The sequence below is a fragment of the Shewanella sp. GXUN23E genome (assembly GCF_050865035.1).
Taxonomy (GTDB): domain Bacteria; phylum Pseudomonadota; class Gammaproteobacteria; order Enterobacterales; family Shewanellaceae; genus Shewanella.
In genome coordinates, this window is record NZ_JBOZWP010000009.1 from 20,080 (window position 1) to 35,265 (window position 15,186).

The 15,186-nt window shown below is 55.0% G+C and carries 13 protein-coding genes; 7 read left to right on the plus strand and 6 right to left on the minus strand.

What is annotated here, in order from left to right; genetic code table 11:
- Positions 1–17: 17 nt before the first annotated feature.
- Positions 18–959, minus strand: coding sequence for a 16S rRNA (cytosine(1402)-N(4))-methyltransferase RsmH (gene rsmH / locus ACRRUX_RS09870; protein WP_432529715.1), 942 nt, complete (start codon positions 957–959; stop codon positions 18–20).
- A gap of 25 nt (positions 960–984) precedes the next feature.
- Entirely contained in the window at positions 985–1,455 is a 471-nt protein-coding gene (mraZ, locus tag ACRRUX_RS09875; protein ID WP_432529717.1) for a division/cell wall cluster transcriptional repressor MraZ, read from the minus strand.
- A 427-nt stretch (positions 1,456–1,882) separates the two neighbouring features.
- Here mraZ and ACRRUX_RS09880 point away from each other — a divergent pair, with 427 nt between their 5' ends.
- Genes ACRRUX_RS09880 through ACRRUX_RS09890 form a run of 3 tightly spaced genes read left to right on the plus strand, consistent with a single transcriptional unit; the run spans position 1,883 to position 3,977 of the window.
- Positions 1,883–2,521 carry a hypothetical protein gene (locus ACRRUX_RS09880; protein ID WP_432529719.1) on the plus strand — a complete coding sequence of 213 codons (639 nt, stop codon included), beginning with the start codon at positions 1,883–1,885 and terminating at the stop codon, positions 2,519–2,521.
- Positions 2,518–3,558 carry a 2Fe-2S iron-sulfur cluster-binding protein gene (locus ACRRUX_RS09885; protein ID WP_432529721.1) on the plus strand — a complete coding sequence of 347 codons (1,041 nt, stop codon included), beginning with the start codon at positions 2,518–2,520 and terminating at the stop codon, positions 3,556–3,558. The genes ACRRUX_RS09880 and ACRRUX_RS09885 overlap by 4 nt, the downstream gene beginning before the upstream one ends.
- A gap of 53 nt (positions 3,559–3,611) precedes the next feature.
- Positions 3,612–3,977 (plus strand): hypothetical protein, encoded by a 366-nt coding sequence (locus ACRRUX_RS09890; protein WP_432529723.1) that lies wholly within the window; start codon positions 3,612–3,614, stop codon positions 3,975–3,977.
- Between the two features lie 60 nt (positions 3,978–4,037).
- Here ACRRUX_RS09890 and glpK read toward each other — a convergent pair whose 3' ends face one another.
- Both glpK and ACRRUX_RS09900 read right to left on the minus strand, forming a co-directional pair.
- Positions 4,038–5,528, minus strand: a complete 1,491-nt coding sequence (gene glpK, locus ACRRUX_RS09895) for a glycerol kinase GlpK (protein ID WP_432529726.1) — start codon at positions 5,526–5,528, stop codon at positions 4,038–4,040.
- Positions 5,529–5,653: 125 nt separating this feature from the next.
- The gene (locus tag ACRRUX_RS09900) at positions 5,654–6,268 is read right to left on the minus strand and encodes a response regulator transcription factor (protein ID WP_432529728.1); all 615 of its coding nucleotides are present in this window, start codon (positions 6,266–6,268) and stop codon (positions 5,654–5,656) included.
- Positions 6,269–6,391: 123 nt separating this feature from the next.
- On the opposite strand from ACRRUX_RS09900, the gene ACRRUX_RS09905 reads away from it, so the two are divergent.
- The 4 genes from ACRRUX_RS09905 (at position 6,392) to nrfD (ending at position 12,571) form a co-directional block, all read left to right on the plus strand.
- Positions 6,392–8,329, plus strand: a complete 1,938-nt coding sequence (locus tag ACRRUX_RS09905; RefSeq protein WP_432529730.1) for a sensor histidine kinase — start codon at positions 6,392–6,394, stop codon at positions 8,327–8,329.
- Positions 8,330–8,762: 433 nt separating this feature from the next.
- Positions 8,763–11,042 carry a thiosulfate reductase PhsA gene (gene phsA / locus ACRRUX_RS09910; protein ID WP_432529732.1) on the plus strand — a complete coding sequence of 760 codons (2,280 nt, stop codon included), beginning with the start codon at positions 8,763–8,765 and terminating at the stop codon, positions 11,040–11,042.
- A 12-nt stretch (positions 11,043–11,054) separates the two neighbouring features.
- Positions 11,055–11,627 (plus strand): 4Fe-4S dicluster domain-containing protein, encoded by a 573-nt coding sequence (locus tag ACRRUX_RS09915; RefSeq protein ID WP_432529734.1) that lies wholly within the window; start codon positions 11,055–11,057, stop codon positions 11,625–11,627.
- A complete protein-coding gene (gene nrfD, locus ACRRUX_RS09920; RefSeq protein ID WP_432529736.1) occupies positions 11,624–12,571 on the plus strand; it encodes an NrfD/PsrC family molybdoenzyme membrane anchor subunit in 948 nt (315 codons plus the stop codon). Before ACRRUX_RS09915 ends, nrfD begins: the two co-directional genes overlap by 4 nt.
- A 138-nt stretch (positions 12,572–12,709) precedes the next feature.
- Here nrfD and ACRRUX_RS09925 read toward each other — a convergent pair whose 3' ends face one another.
- On the minus strand, positions 12,710–14,047 hold the full coding sequence (locus ACRRUX_RS09925) for an outer membrane protein transport protein (RefSeq protein ID WP_432529738.1): 1,338 nt from the start codon (positions 14,045–14,047) through the stop codon (positions 12,710–12,712).
- A gap of 531 nt (positions 14,048–14,578) precedes the next feature.
- Positions 14,579–15,184 (minus strand): 3-isopropylmalate dehydratase small subunit, encoded by a 606-nt coding sequence (gene leuD / locus ACRRUX_RS09930; RefSeq protein WP_432529740.1) that lies wholly within the window; start codon positions 15,182–15,184, stop codon positions 14,579–14,581.
- Positions 15,185–15,186 lie beyond the last annotated feature (2 nt).

Sequence of the window (15,186 nt, forward strand, 5' to 3'; positions counted from 1 at the left end):
GCTCGCCGTCATCCCTGTCAATATTCCAGACGCTCAGCCACCCGCAGCACGCTGGAGCGGGCTCTTGGGTTACGTTCCAGCTCAGCTTCTGATGGCTTCATCGCCTTGCCCACCGGCATCAATTTGCGATTGCCGCTAATCTGCGCCTCGGTCACGGGCAAGCCGTAAGGCACTTCCTCGCGCTGGGAATGCTTACGGATAAAGCGTTTTACAATGCGGTCTTCCAGCGAATGGAAGCTGATCACCGACAGCCGGCCCTGTGGCGCCAGTGCGGTCAGCGAGCCTTCCAGCGCCTGTTCAATCTGTTCCAGTTCGCTGTTGATATAGATGCGGATCGCCTGAAACACCCGGGTCGCCGGATGCTTGTTGCGCTCTTTGGTCTTGGCGACACGGGCGATCAAATCCGCCAGTTGTTTGGTGCGCACAAACGGCTCTTTTTCCCGGTCGGCAGCAATACAACGGGCGATATGGCGGGCGTTGCGCTCCTCACCAAAGGTCTTGAACACCCAGGCCATATCTTCAATTTCAGCGCGGGCAATCCATTGGGCCGCGGTTTCGCCCTGACTGTTGTCCATGCGCATATCCAGTGGGCCGTCACGCAGGAAGCTGAAGCCGCGGTCGGCGTCATCCAACTGCGGCGAGGAAACCCCCAGATCCAGCAGCACACCGTCAATCTTGCCGGTCAGTCCCAGATCGGCCACATAGTCGGCCAGCTGGCCAAAACCGCCGTGCACAATCTGAAAACGCTTGTCATCTGCAAACTGTTTGGCCGCTTCGATCGCCTGTGGATCACGGTCGATGGCGATCAGCCGCCCCTGCTCGCCCAGTTGGGCCAGCACCAGACGCGAGTGCCCGCCACGGCCGAACGTACCGTCGATATAGATGCCGTCGGGACGGATATTGAGACCCGCGACGGTTTCATCCAGCAGTACTGTTAAATGGGCAAATTCCTGGCTCATGGCACTCTTCTTTAAATTCAATTCATTACAATGAGAAATCCGCCAGACGCTCATTGGCGTCCAGCGCACTGTTTTGGATAACCTGTTGATCATCCTCGAGCTGCTGCATCCAGCTCTGCTCGTCCCAGAGCTCAAACTTGTTCAGCTGGCCCACCAGCATGGCTTTTTTGCTCAGCCCCGCATGCACACGCAAAGGCGGTGGCAGCAATAAGCGACCATGGGTATCCAGCTCGAGTTCATGGGCGTGTCCCAGCAATCTGCGCTTGAGCGCCCGCTCTGTGGGTTGGGTGTCGGACAGGGTCAATAACTTGCTCTCAACCTTGACCCACTCCCACAGGGGATAGAGCAACAGGCAGGCAGAGTTAATGTCCACCGTGATGACCAGACGACCGGCCATCGCGGGATCCTGATGATCGCGCAGGGCATCGCGGTATCGCACCGGTATGGCGATCCGTCCTTTGGCGTCGAGATTAATCGAGCTGGCCCCACGAAACATGCGTCTTGATTCCCGTATCCGATTACATGATCCACAAAAATCCACAAATTCCCACAACTCCTAAGTTTAGGGACAGGGCGCAAGCATTGTCAAGCTGACCAACACCAGTCAGCAAGCGGGTTATACGGGAGTTTGCAGGGTATGAACAACAGGTTGTCAAAGTGGGAATTTGTGGCACAGCTGAACACTAATTAGGTGAATTCAGATGAAAAAATGCGCCATGGGTGGACTTGCCAAGGACCCGGGATCCGATCTTCCGGAGAAAAAAGTGCCAAAGCGGCAGCTGCAGCAATCGCAACCAGTCTGCTGCTGGTCACTGCCACAAAGATTGAGTTAACATTCTGACAACAATAATAAATCCGGTCTCCTTATGCTTTCCGCTGCCAATTTTCGGAAAATTCATAACAGTCTCAACCTGATTGTGGGTGTGCAATTACTGCTGTGGCTACTCAGTGGCTGCTATATGGTGTGGATGGATATTCAGTTTATCCGTGGCCAGCAGCTCATCAAACAGCACTCAGCCCCCATCGCAGAGCTGGACAAATTCAAAATAGAGCCAGCCATGCTGCAGCAATCCTATGGTCCGCTGACCCGGCTGACCTTACTTGCCCACCCCTCAGGTCCGGCTTATCTGATAGAAGCCAATCAGCAGCGACGGCTGCTATCAGCCATCAGCGGCGAGGAACTGCCGTCTTTATTGACGCAGGGGCAGGCGATCGCGCTGGGGCGAGCTCACTATGCACTTTCCGGCGAGGTAAAAAATGCCAGGCTGCTGGAAAGTACACCTGACGAAATCAGCTGGGCACAACCGCCATTGTGGCAGGTCAACTTTACAGGCTTGGGTAATCCCAGGCTGTATCTGGATGGACAAACCGGCCAGCTCATCAGCAAACGACATGATTACTGGCAGTGGTTTGATTTCCTGTGGATGTTGCACATCATGGACTATGACAGCCGCGAGGATATTCACAATCCCTTGCTGAGCATGGCGGCCACACTGGCACTGCTGTCGGCGCTGGCCGGGGTGCTGCTGCTCTGGCTTGGACGCCGGGGGAAAGCGGTATGAACTGGCAAAAATGGCATCGAATACTCGCCTGGGTAGCCAGCGCCCAGCTGCTGGTTTGGTTGATCACCGGCCTGCTGCTCAACCTGCTGCCGGCCGATCTGCTGGATGACAATCGCTATCGGGCAAAGATGGAGTTGCAAACGCACATTACCCAATTGGCCGATATTAGCCCTTTGCTGGCGCGCTACGGTAACAGCCTGCAATCGCTGGAGCTAAGGCAGCATCTGCCCTTTGCGGTATACCGGCTGCAAACGCCATCGGCAATCGTCTGGTTGCGGGCTGATTCACTGACACCATTGACACTGTCTGTTGAGGCAATCCGGCAACAGGCGCGTATGAGCCTAAAGCCCGGCTCAGGCCTCAGAGACCTATTGTCTGCCCCGCAATGGCTGGCGCAGCCTCCGGCAGATATCGCCGACAAACCGGTGTTTGCGGTGCAGGCCAAAGACACGGTGATTTATGTCGATCCCGACTCCGGGGAAGTAATAGCGCACAGGCATCCCGGCAGCCAGCTCAGACAATGGCTGCTGATGCTGCACTTCATGGACTATTTCCCCGCCAACGGTATCAGCTTCAACGCCCTGCCTATTCAGCTCACCGCCCTGCTGGCGCTGATGATGGCGCTGGCAGGGGTCGCAACCATGATGAGCAAAGCCAGACAAGGAACGCTGATATTGCCACTGGGCCGGTATCGCCGCCAATTCGTGCAGCTATTTGATGCTCAGGGGCAGAAGCTGAGCAGTTTTCCCTGCAAGGGCAGCGTGCTCAATACCCTCAACAGCACCAATACCCGACTTCGCACCCGCTGTGGCGGTGGGGGCAACTGCGGCATGTGCCGACTGCGTTGGCTGGATACGCCGCCAAAGGCCACCGATGCCGATAACCGCACCCTGTCAGATGCCATGCTGGCTCAGGGCGTGCGTCTGGCCTGTCAGCACAAAGCCACCAGCCTGCGGCTTGCCCTGGTCACACCGGCGCAGCACAAATACTGGCTATCTGACGCACAGGAGCAAGCAGATGAAAAGGTTAAACTTTAAGCACTGCTGCCGATATAATGACAAAACCTGACGATGGAATAGGTCTGTGAATCATGGGACTGGATGCACTCTATAACATGCTGGCAAAACCTGTGCGGGCCGGAATTGAGCGGGCGCGCAGAGTGCAGCGTGTCACGCCCGAGCCCGCCATCGACGTTGATGACCATCAGACTCAGACCGACGAACCCAGCTACCGGCTGGAGCGCCGTAAACGCCACTCCGGCCGCCGCAAATTCCGTGCCGGTGGGCGACGCAAAACCGACCGGCAGTCATCTGCTCAACCCCATAAAGATAAGTTCGTCCCCGCCACCGAGGAGCAACTGGCACAGGAGGCTCAGGCGCTCGCCAGTGAACAACAGGGAAAACACAGCACCTCTCCCAGAGACAGCACAGGTAAGCATGTGGATATTGAGATCTAGGGTGCGCTGATGACTCAGTACAGCAAAAAGCCAGGCTGAGCCTGGCTTTTTACTGTCTTTTTATGACTGACTGCGGGTACGCTCGACGGCCTCCTGCCAGCCCTGATACAGGGCCTCTTTAGTCGCCTCATCTATCTGAGGAGTGAAGCGCCGCTCAATGCTGGCTTTATGGCTCAACTCTTCGGTCGAGCGCCAGAAGCCCACCGCCAGGCCAGCCAGGAAGGCAGCTCCCATGGCGGTGGTTTCCGTCAATTGTGGGCGCAGTACCTCAGCGTGGGTAATATCGGCCTGAAACTGCATCAGAAAATCATTGGCCACCGCACCGCCATCGACCTTGAGCTGCTTGAGCGGCACGCCACAATCTTTGGCCATGGCATCCAGCAAGTCCCGGCTTTGGTAAGCAATGGACTCCAGCGCCGCACGGATAATGTGGTTACGGTTAGCGCCACGGGTCAGGCCAATAAGTGCCCCGCGGGCACCGGAATCCCAATAAGGCGCCCCAAGGCCCACAAATGCAGGCACCAGATACACGCCATTGGTGTCGGCCACTCTGGATGCGAAATACTCGGTATCCTGAGCCTCGCGGATAAGCCCCAGCTCATCTCTGAGCCACTGAATGGTGGCGCCGCCCATAAATACCGCGCCTTCCAGCGCATAATTCACTTCGCCGCCAGCCCCAACCGCCACTGTGGTCAGCAATCCATGGTGTGAACTCACCGCCTCGGTGCCGGTGTTCATCAGCAAAAAGCAGCCGGTGCCATAGGTATTCTTGGCCATACCCTTATCAATGCACAGCTGACCAAACAGCGCCGATTGTTGATCCCCGGCCATACCGGCTACCGGGATCTCCTGCCCCTGGCCAGTAATACGGGTCTTGCCGACAATGACGGAGGAACCTTGCACCTGCGGCAAAATGGAGGCCGGGATATCGAAGATCTCCAGCAGCCGCTCATCCCACTTAAGGTCATGAATGTTGTACAACATGGTGCGCGACGCATTGGTGGGATCGGTCACATGGACCTCGCCCTCAGTCAGCTTCCAGGTCAGCCAGGTGTCTATGGTGCCAAACAGCAACTCGCCGTTTTGGGCCTGCTGACGGGCACCGGGCACATTGTCCAGCAGCCACTTAATCTTGGAGGCGGAAAAGTAAGGATCCAGCACCAGCCCGGTACGGCTGCGCACTTCATCTTCCAGCCCCTGCGCCTTGAGCGCATCGCAGATATCCGCGCTGCGGCGACACTGCCAGACAATGGCATTGTGAATGGGTTTGCCGGTGGTTTTGTTCCACAGCACTGTGGTTTCACGCTGATTGGTAATACCGATGGCGGCCACTTCGCGGCTGCGGATCCCGGCGCGGGCGAGCGCCTCAATCAATGTGGATGACTGACTGGCCCAGATCTCCATGGGATCGTGCTCGACCCAACCGGGTTGCGGATAGATCTGGGTAAATTCCCGCTGGGATACCGATACAATATTGGCATCATGATCGAACACTATGGTTCTTGAACTGGTTGTGCCCTGATCCAGCGCCACCACGTATTTCTTTGTCACCCTTGGGTTTCCTTGTGAAACTTTGCTTAGGGGAAGTTATACCCAAGCCCAGGAAGGATGCAAAGTCCGGCGCAGCATTTTAGCGGGCGTTGTAATACCCCATTGTCGTAATTCCCCATATGGGTTCAGGCTTCTTCCGGCCGGTGCAGCAGTGGTGCCAGTTTCAGCAGCTCTGCCATATTGGTGACCCCCAGCTTTTTCATTACCTTGGCCCGATGCACTTCTATGGTGCGCACCGCCACAAACAGAGTTTCAGCCATCTGTTTGTTGGTATAGCCATTGACCACCAGCCGGAAAATTTCCTGCTCACGCTCGGTCAGGCTGTCGATCAATGCCTGATGCTTAAGCTTCCAGCTTTGCCGCCGACTGTGCGTCAGTCCTTTTTCAATAGCCTGGGCCAGCGCCTTGCCCTGCACGGGTTTCTGGAAGAAGTCGAAGGCACCATTTTTGAAGGCATCCACTGCCATAGGCACATCGCCATGACCTGTCAGAAATATCACCGACAGCGGACTGGCGCTGTCATTGAGCAGCTGCTGTACCTGCTGGCCACTGAGTCCCGGCATACGGGAATCGAGGATTGCGCAGCCCGGCTGTTGTAAATCCACTGAATTCAGGAAGGTCTGGCCATCGTCAAACCACATCACCTTATAGCCAAAGCCCTCCAGCAGAAAACTGAGGGAATCGGCAATGGCTTCATCGTCATCAACCAAATAGAGAATTTGGGGTTCAGCAGATTTCATGGCAGGTCCTGAGCAATAAAACGAACATCTTTAGATGAGTCATATCTCAGTTTTGCGTCAGGCGCGAATTCAGGCCCCGGAAATTTGACTCCCGCCACACTGCGTTGGCTTAAGAGTAAGTTAATGTTGTGGTTTTATGCATTTTTTGTCGGAGAACGCCCTTTGTACCTGCGCGCCCTGCTGCTGTCTGTCAGCATTATCTTCAGCCTGATTGGGCTGCTCATCGCGCCCTTGGTTTTGGTTTCGGCGTCAGCGTCGGCGTCTGATACTCCGCAACATGCCACAGCCAACGTCTCCGATATTGATGCCAGCAAAACCTCTGTCAGTCAGCCTGTCGCCAAGGTAAAAGTCTATCGGGTCGGAGTGCTCGCCAACTGGGGCTATCAAAAAGCCAAAGAGCGCTGGCAACCTATGATGGATTATCTCAGTGCCCATGTGCCGGGCGCCAGATTCGAGGTGCAGCCCGGCAACTTTGAAGAGCTGAATCAGGCGCTGCTGGATAATCGCATCCAGTTCATCATCACCAACCCGGGGCAGTATCTGTATCTGTCCAATCAATATCCGCTGTCCTGGCTGGCGACCATGAGATCCCTGCGCCACAATGGCACCACCAAGGCCATAGGCTCGGCGATTCTGGTGCGTGCCGACAGCGATTACCGCACCCTGTACGACCTCAAAGACAAAGTGGTTGCCGCCAGTGGCCCCCATGCGCTGGGGGGGTATCAGGCAACCGTCGGGCTGATGCACAAACTTGGCATGGAACCTGACAGCTGGTTCAGACAGGTAAAGTTTCTCGGCTTCCCGCTGGATCCACTGGTATATCAGGTCAGGGATGGCAATGTGGATGCTGCCATCACCCCCTTATGCACCCTGGAGGATATGGCCAAGCGCGGGCTGATAAAAGAGCAGGACTTTCGGGTACTGAATCCCAGTCGCCCTGAGGGTTATGAATGTCAGTGCTCGACCAATCTGTATCCCAATTGGTCGTTTGCCGCCAGCGAACATGTGGATGTCAGGCTGACCAAGGCTGTCACTCAGGCGCTGCTGGCGATGCCGGCGGACTCTGAGGCCGCCATCAAGGCCGAACTTTCCGGCTGGACCTCTCCCATCAGCCAGTTGCAGGTGATCCAGCTGTTTGGCGAGCTGAATGTCGCCAAAGATCAGCATCCCAAGTGGGAATCGGTGATGCACTGGCTGCGGGCCAATCAGCACTGGGGCATTTTGGCTGTCTTACTGTTTCTGGTTGCCACCATCTATCACCTGTGGATTGAGTATAAGTTCCGCCAAAAGAGTGACACCCTGGTGGAAACCGAGCGTCAGCTCAAACTCAAGGCCGTGGCCATGGAAAGGCTGCAAAGCAGCGCGATTCTGGGCGAGATCGGTGCCGGGTTGGCCCATGAAGTGAATCAACCGATCGCCGCCATCACCAGTTACAGCGAGGGTGGCATCATGCGCCTACAGGCCAAGGGCGAAGGTTACGAGGAGTGTCTGGCACTGCTGGAAAAAATCAATCGCCAGTCGGTACGTGCCGGTGAAGTGGTGCATCGCATCCGCGGCCTGCTCAAGCGCCGTGAAGCTGTGATGGAAGATGTCAACATGCTGACCCTGGTGGAAGAAAGTATTGCCCTGCTCAAGCTGGAGCTGGAGCGCAGAGGCGTGAGAGTCAGTACCAGAGTCAGCGGTGAGCCCTTCTTTGTTACCGCAGACAGAGTTGGCATGCTGCAGGTGCTGGTTAATCTGCTGAAAAACAGCCTGGATGCACTGACCGACATGCCGGCAGGTCACAGTGGTCATATCGAAGTGCAGTTTGAATTTCTCGAGCATCAATTAAACCTCAGCCTGACCGACAACGGCCCGGGGTTGAGCCTGCCCGGCGATGAACTCATGGCCACCTTCTTTTCCACCAAGGCCAATGGCCTGGGGCTGGGGCTGGCGATCTGCTCCGACGTACTCAAACAGCATGAAGGCAGCTTCAGTTTAAGCAACCGCAACGACGGCGAGCACGGCTGCACCGCCACCCTTAAGCTGAAACGCAGAGGCAGCACAGCGGCCATTATCTAGAGAATCCAAAAGTTCAAACCTGACTGCACATAACAGGCCGCACTGTTAACCCAAGCCCTACTGTCGAGACCCTCGTTGATATGCCGAGGGTTCATCGAAGATAAGCGTCAATCGAGCGAGATCTATTGAACACAGATCAGTGCTGTCGCTCATCGCCAAATTAAGCAGCGACTTTCCTCACGCCCTTTGCCCACATTGCCACCAAGCCCCCACTTTTGCGCCTTTGGCAGCCGATATGTGGTTTACCACAATAGACATTGCCACCATGAGCTGGTGGTTAAAAAGCGAACTTTGAAGCGCTTCACAATCGACTACTCTCATCTGCCGATATGTGGTTTACCACAATATCCGCCCCGCCATTACCGCCACAGAATGTGCCCATATGACGGGCTGACCCGCCTGTCGCATCTGCAATAAAACGGGGATAAGAATAATGAAATTAGATCGGCGAACCTTTATCAAAGGTGCCGGTGCCGGCACCGCGACCTGTGCCCTGGCAAGCATGTTGCCCGGGTCTTTGGCCGCTCTGGAGCGCACCGAGCTGAAAGGCACTGGCAGCGAAGTCGCCAGTATCTGTGAAATGTGTTCAACCCGCTGCCCTATCTCTGCCCGGGTAGTGAACGGCAAGAACGTCTCCATTCTGGGTAACCCCAAGGCCAAATCCTTCGGCGGCGCTGTGTGTGCCCGTGGTGGTGCAGGTCACAGCCAACTGTATGACAAGCAGCGTATCGTCAAGCCGCTCAAGCGCGTGGGCGAGCGCGGCGAAGGCAACTGGCAGGAGATCGAGTGGGATGAAGCCTATGCCATCATTGCCGACAATCTGACCCGCATTAAAAATCAGTATGGTGCCGAAACCGTCGCCTTCTCTTCCAAGTCCGGCTCCCTGTCAGGTCACCTGTTCCACCTGGCCAAAGCCTATGGCAGCCCCAATACCTTTACCCACGCCACCACCTGTCCGGCAGGTTATGTGGTTGCCGCCCAGGCGATGTTTGGCGGCAAGGTCAAGCGGGATCTGGGTAACTCCAAGTACATCATCAACTTCGGCCACAACCTGTACGAAGGCATCAACATGTCTGAGACCCGCGGCATGATGAACGCCCAGATGGAGAAAGGTGCCAAACTGGTGGTGTTCGAGCCTCGCTTCTCTGTGGTCGCCGACAAGGCCGATGAATGGTATGCCATCAAGCCGGGCACTGACGTGGCCGTGGCGCTGGCCATGTGTCATGTGCTGATTGCCGAAAACCTGTATGACAAGGCCTTTGTCGATCGCTATGTCAGCGGTTTTGAAGCCTTCGCCGATGAAGTCAAAGCCTATACCCCTGAGTGGGCCGAATCAGTGTCTGACGTGCCTGCCGAAGATATTCGCCGCATAACCCGCGAATATGCCGCTTGCGCCCCTCATGCCTGTGTCGATTTCGGTCACCGCTCTTCTTTCACCACTGAAGAGTTTGAAATGCGCCGCGCCCTGTACGCTGCCAATATTCTGATTGGCAACATCGAGCGCAAAGGCGGCCTGTACTTTGGCAAAAAAGCCTCCAGCTATAACAAATTTGCCGGTGAGTCGGTTGCACCATCTCTGGCCAAGCCAGGGGTGAAAGACATGCCCAAGTCCGATGCCAAGCGTATCGATATGGTGGATGAACAGTACGCCATGCTGTGGTCATCCGGCGGTGTGTACCAGACTATTCTGGACGCCACCCTTGAGGCGCAGCCTTATCAGCTGCGTGGCTGGGTGATGAGCCGTACCAACCCAATGCAGACCATGACCGACAGAGCCCGGGTGGTGGAAACCCTGAAGAAGCTGGATTTCGTGGTGTGCTGCGATATCTATATCAGCGAAAGTGCCGCTTATGCCGATATCTTCCTGCCTGAATCCACCTATCTGGAGCGGGATGAAGAGATCACCGACAAGTCCGGCAAGAGCCCGGCCTACTATGTACGCCAAAAAGTGGTTGAGCCTATCGGCAATACCCGCCCAAGCTGGCAGATCTGGAAAGAAGCCGGTGACGCCATGGGCCTTGGCCAGTATTTCCCCTGGGAAAACATGGACACCCTGCAGCTATTCCAGACCGGCGGTGATGTGGCGCTGCTCAGCAAGATTAAGCAGGACGGCTTTGTCAGCTATGGCAAACCACTGATGCTGCGTGAACGCGACATGGTGCAGACGTTCATCTCAGCCTACCCCAACGCCAAAGCCGCCGATGAAGACGGCACGTATGCCAGCTCTCTGACCTTCAAAACGCCCAGCGGCAAGATTGAACTGAGTTCAGACAAGGTTGAGCAGATGGCGCCGGGGCGCGGGGTTATCCGCTACCGCGAAGTCACCATGAAGAAAGCCGATGAGCTGTTCTTTATTCAGGGCAAGGTGGCTGTGCACACCAACGCCGGCAGTCAGAACGTGCCCATGCTGGCCAACCTGATGTCTGACAACGCAGTGTGGATCCATCCGGTGACTGCAGGCCTGCTGAATATCCAGAGTGGCGACAAAATTCGCATCTACAACGACACCGGCAGCGAGGAAGGCCATGCACTGGTCACCCCGGGGATCCGTCCGGATACCGTGTTCGCCTACATGGGCTTTGGCTCCAAAAACAAAGAGCTGTCACGCGCCACCGGCAAAGGCGTGCACTGTGGCAACCTGCTGCCTCATGTCACGTCACCCGTGACCGGTATGAACCTGCACACCACAGGTGTGAAGATCGCCAAGATTTAATCGGAGTCCAATATGACCAAGCGTTATGTTCTCGTGCACGATGAAAACAAGTGCATCGGCTGTCAGGCCTGCAACGTGGCCTGCCGCAGTGAAAACAATGTGCCTGAGTCGGTGACCCGACTGCAGGTACGCATTGAAGGCCCTTATGGCAACTACCCGCATCTGCACTTCAAGTACAACCGGGTGTCCTGTGAGCAGTGCGAAAACGCCCCCTGCGTGAAGGTGTGCCCAACCGGCGCCGCCTATGTGGATGACAACGGCATTGTCTCCATCAAGGAAGACAAGTGTGTCGGCTGCCTCTACTGCGTCGCCGCCTGCCCGTACAAAGTCCGCTTCGTCAATCCGGAAACCCGGGTGCCGGACAAGTGTAACTACTGTAAGGACACCCGTCTGGCCCGCGGCGAGCAGCCAGCCTGCGTCAGCGTCTGCCCGACTCAGGCACTGGTCTTTGGTGATGCCAACGACCCAACCAGTGAAGTCCGCAAGGTACTGGATACCAAATCCAATTATCAGCAAAAAGTACATCTGGGCACCCAGCCCCGCCTGTACCGCATTCCTGGCCGTAAAGGAGGGATCCAAGCATGAACAATATCTGGGGCTCCATGGAGCAATATGATCCCGTCGTCTGGAACTGGATTATCGCGGTTTACCTGTTTATGGCCGGTCTGTCTGCAGGCTCTATGCTGGTTGCCATCGGTCTGAAGTGGTACAAGCAGGCCCGTGGTCTGCCATCGGAAGGGTTGCCGGTCATTAAAGCTGCCGGGATCATCGGGCCACTGGCGATCTGTTTGGGCATGGCGCTGCTGGTGCTGGATTTGACCAAACCGTTCCACTTCTACCTGATTTTGATCAACTACAACCTGACCTCAGTGATGGCCTGGGGGGTAATTGCCCTGCTGCTGTACATCCCGCTGGTGTTTGTATTCGCAGGTTTAGTGTTTGAAAAGCAGGTGCTTAAATTTGCCCCCTGGCTTGGCGGTATCCTCAAGGTTTGTCGTCAGGCAGAAGGCACGCTGAACAAGGTGATCTTCGCCCTGGCACTGGGTGTGGGTGTATACACCGGCTTCCTGCTGTCGGCGCTGATCAGCTACCCAATCCTCAACACCGCAGTACTGCCTGCGCTGTTCCTGGCCTCGGCTCTGTCTGTCGGCAGCGCGGGTAACATCCTGGTCGCGACCTTGTTCTTCAGCAAGAAAGAGTCTGACTGTATCGAGCAGGTGCACAGAATCGAGTATCCGGTAGCCTTTAACGAAGCCCTGTGTCTGGTACTGCTGTTCGTCGGTCTGAACTTCTCCGGCCCGGCAGCGCAGGCCGCCACTGCCGCCATCACCACAGGTGCCTGGGCTGGTGTGTTCTGGATTGGCGTTGTCGGTTTGGGTCTGGCGGTGCCGGTACTGGCTTCCACGCTGGCCCCCAAGTCCTGGAAACACAGCAAAGGCTTTTTGATTGCGGTATCCAGCTGCACCATCCTTGGGGTACTGGCACTGCGTCACTTCGTGGTGTACGCCGGCCAGAGCTACATCAGCTGATTGCGGATACATTCACTCCCGCAATCATCCGACATCAAACTCATGACATGAAAAAGGGGCGCCAATTGGCGCCCCTTTGCTATTCACTTACCGTTCAATACACTTGTCTATACAAGCTATGCAAACGTCCGTGCAGGATTAGAACTTGTAGCTGGCCTGTACACCAAACAGCAGCAAATCACCGCTGGTGCTGCCCATAAAGGCGCCACCAAACAGTGCTGAAGACTTGTCAGACTCAATACCCGGACGTGGTTCAGTCACAGGTGACTCGTCAGCCAGAATGTAAGTCACACCGGCATCCAGCGTTAGGTTGTTGCTGTACTTGTAGCCATAACCCAGGCTGAACCAGTATCTGTCCATTTCAGGAATGGTCAGAGTACGGTTGGCATCGGTAACCGCGGACTTGTCATAAGCCACACCAGCGCGCAGTACCGACTGATCATCCAGCTGATAAGTACCGCCAATGGCGAAGCGGTAGTTGTCACGCCAATTTTCCTGCTTCACCAGCTGGTTTGGGGCCGCAACCAGATAAGGGATTTCCGCTTCCAGCTTCTCGAACGAACTCCAGTCAGTCCAGTTGATGCTGGCATGCATGGCAAACTTGTCAGTCAGCTGATGGAAAGAGGCGATTTCTGCCGTGGCAGGCAGAGTCAGCTCCATACTGCCGGCGTATTCCGCCTGTGGAGCCAGACCCATTTTGACTGCCGCCAGATTGAAGGCAAAACCCTTGGCATGACCTTCCAGATCCAGATCCACCGCTGAGCGATAGTTCACACCGATACGGTTATCGGCATTAATCTGCCAGGCACCGCCCAGCTGCCAGCCCCAGGCGATATCATCACCCTTCATATATTTCAGAGTGTCACCAGTCTGTACACCAAACATGGGCACATCAGCGCTGCTCTTGGCACCTATGCTGCCTTCACCCAGTACCATACGGACACCGGCGCCAACACTGAACTGGTCATTGATGCGGTAAGCAATGTTGGGGTTGATTTCCATGGTGGTCACCGCAGCTTCGTTGCCGAACTGAGTGCCTTTGAAGCTATCTTCCAACTCAGTGGCCATACCAAAGTTGGTGGCCAGCGCCAGACCCAGATACAGATCATCATTCAGCTGATGACTCAGGTAGAAGTTAGGCACAAAAGCCGCGTCAGCAATATCATTGGCCTGAGTGGCAACAGGTGCAGCCAATGGCTTGCCAGTCATATCGACAGCCACAGTATGACCTTCAATATCAATGTTAGGCATCACCAGAATGCCACCGGCAGATACCTGAGTACCCTTGAGATAGGTCAACATGGCTGGGTTACGGAACTGAGCCGCGGCGTTATCGGCCATGGCCGCTTCACCGGCGTAAGCACGACCTAAACCTGTTGCTGAATACTCAGCCAACTGAAAACCGGCAGCCTGAACCTGAGCCGTCATCCCCAAAAGTGCCGAAGTCACGGCAAGAGTCAATGTACGCTGTTTCATTGTTATTCTCTGATTATCTGTGATCAGTAAATAGAGTATGCACTCTAAAATTTAGTCAGGCAGTGTACTCATGCAGCATCTTTTTGCAATAACCCAACCCAAAACAGCATATTTATCCGCAAAAGATGCAGTCGATACATATCAATGTGAGCAATATCACCATAAACATCATTTTCACTGCGAACAAAAAGCCTGAAAGATTCGCTGAACACTATCATGCAAAAAATAATTTTTAGATATTTTCGTTTAAATACAAATAAATAAAAAAGCCATAAGGCATGAACATGCGTTATCTTTTTTACCAACCAATCATCAGCACATTTCACTAACATGTGTACATAATATGAATTTCGCTTCGACCAAAAAATCAAAATAAACATATTATTCAAATACATATAAATCGGCGCGCATCAGAAAAAGCAAAAGGCGACATAAGCAAATGCTTATGCCGCCTTTTCGGCTAACACTCACGGTACATGTGTACGCTGTATTTACTGCACTATGATCTCGATTGGTGTCATGGGTATATCGTTATTGACGCCACGGGGGAATGTCAGCTTCGAAAACCGCAATCTCAGCATCATGCTCCAGCGTCAGCCCTATGGCATCCAGTCCCTTAAGTAACTTATGACGCGCCGATGGGGCAATCTCGAACATAAACTCACTGCCCGAGGGTGAAGTGACCTTTTGCTTGTCCAGATCCACAGTCACGGCGGCACCTTCCACCGCCATCACTTCATCCATCAGCTGCTGCACCTGGGCCTCTGCCAATCTCACCGGCAACAGGCCATTGTTGATGGCATTGCCGTAAAAGATATCGGCAAAACTCGATGCAATAATCACCCTCAGCCCAAAGTCCGCCAGTGCCCAGGGCGCATGTTCGCGGCTGGAGCCACAACCAAAGTTTTCCCGGGCAATCAGAATCGAAGCACCAGCAAATCTCGGCTTATTCAGCACAAACTCAGGATTGGGCTTAAGTCCGGCCTCATCCAGATAGCGCCAGTCATGAAACAGGTGCACACCAAAACCATCACGGGTCACCTTGGACAGAAACTGCTTGGGGATAATTTGGTCGGTATCCACATTGGCGTTATCCAATACCACGGCCAGACCTATATGTTGGGTAAATGCCTGCATGC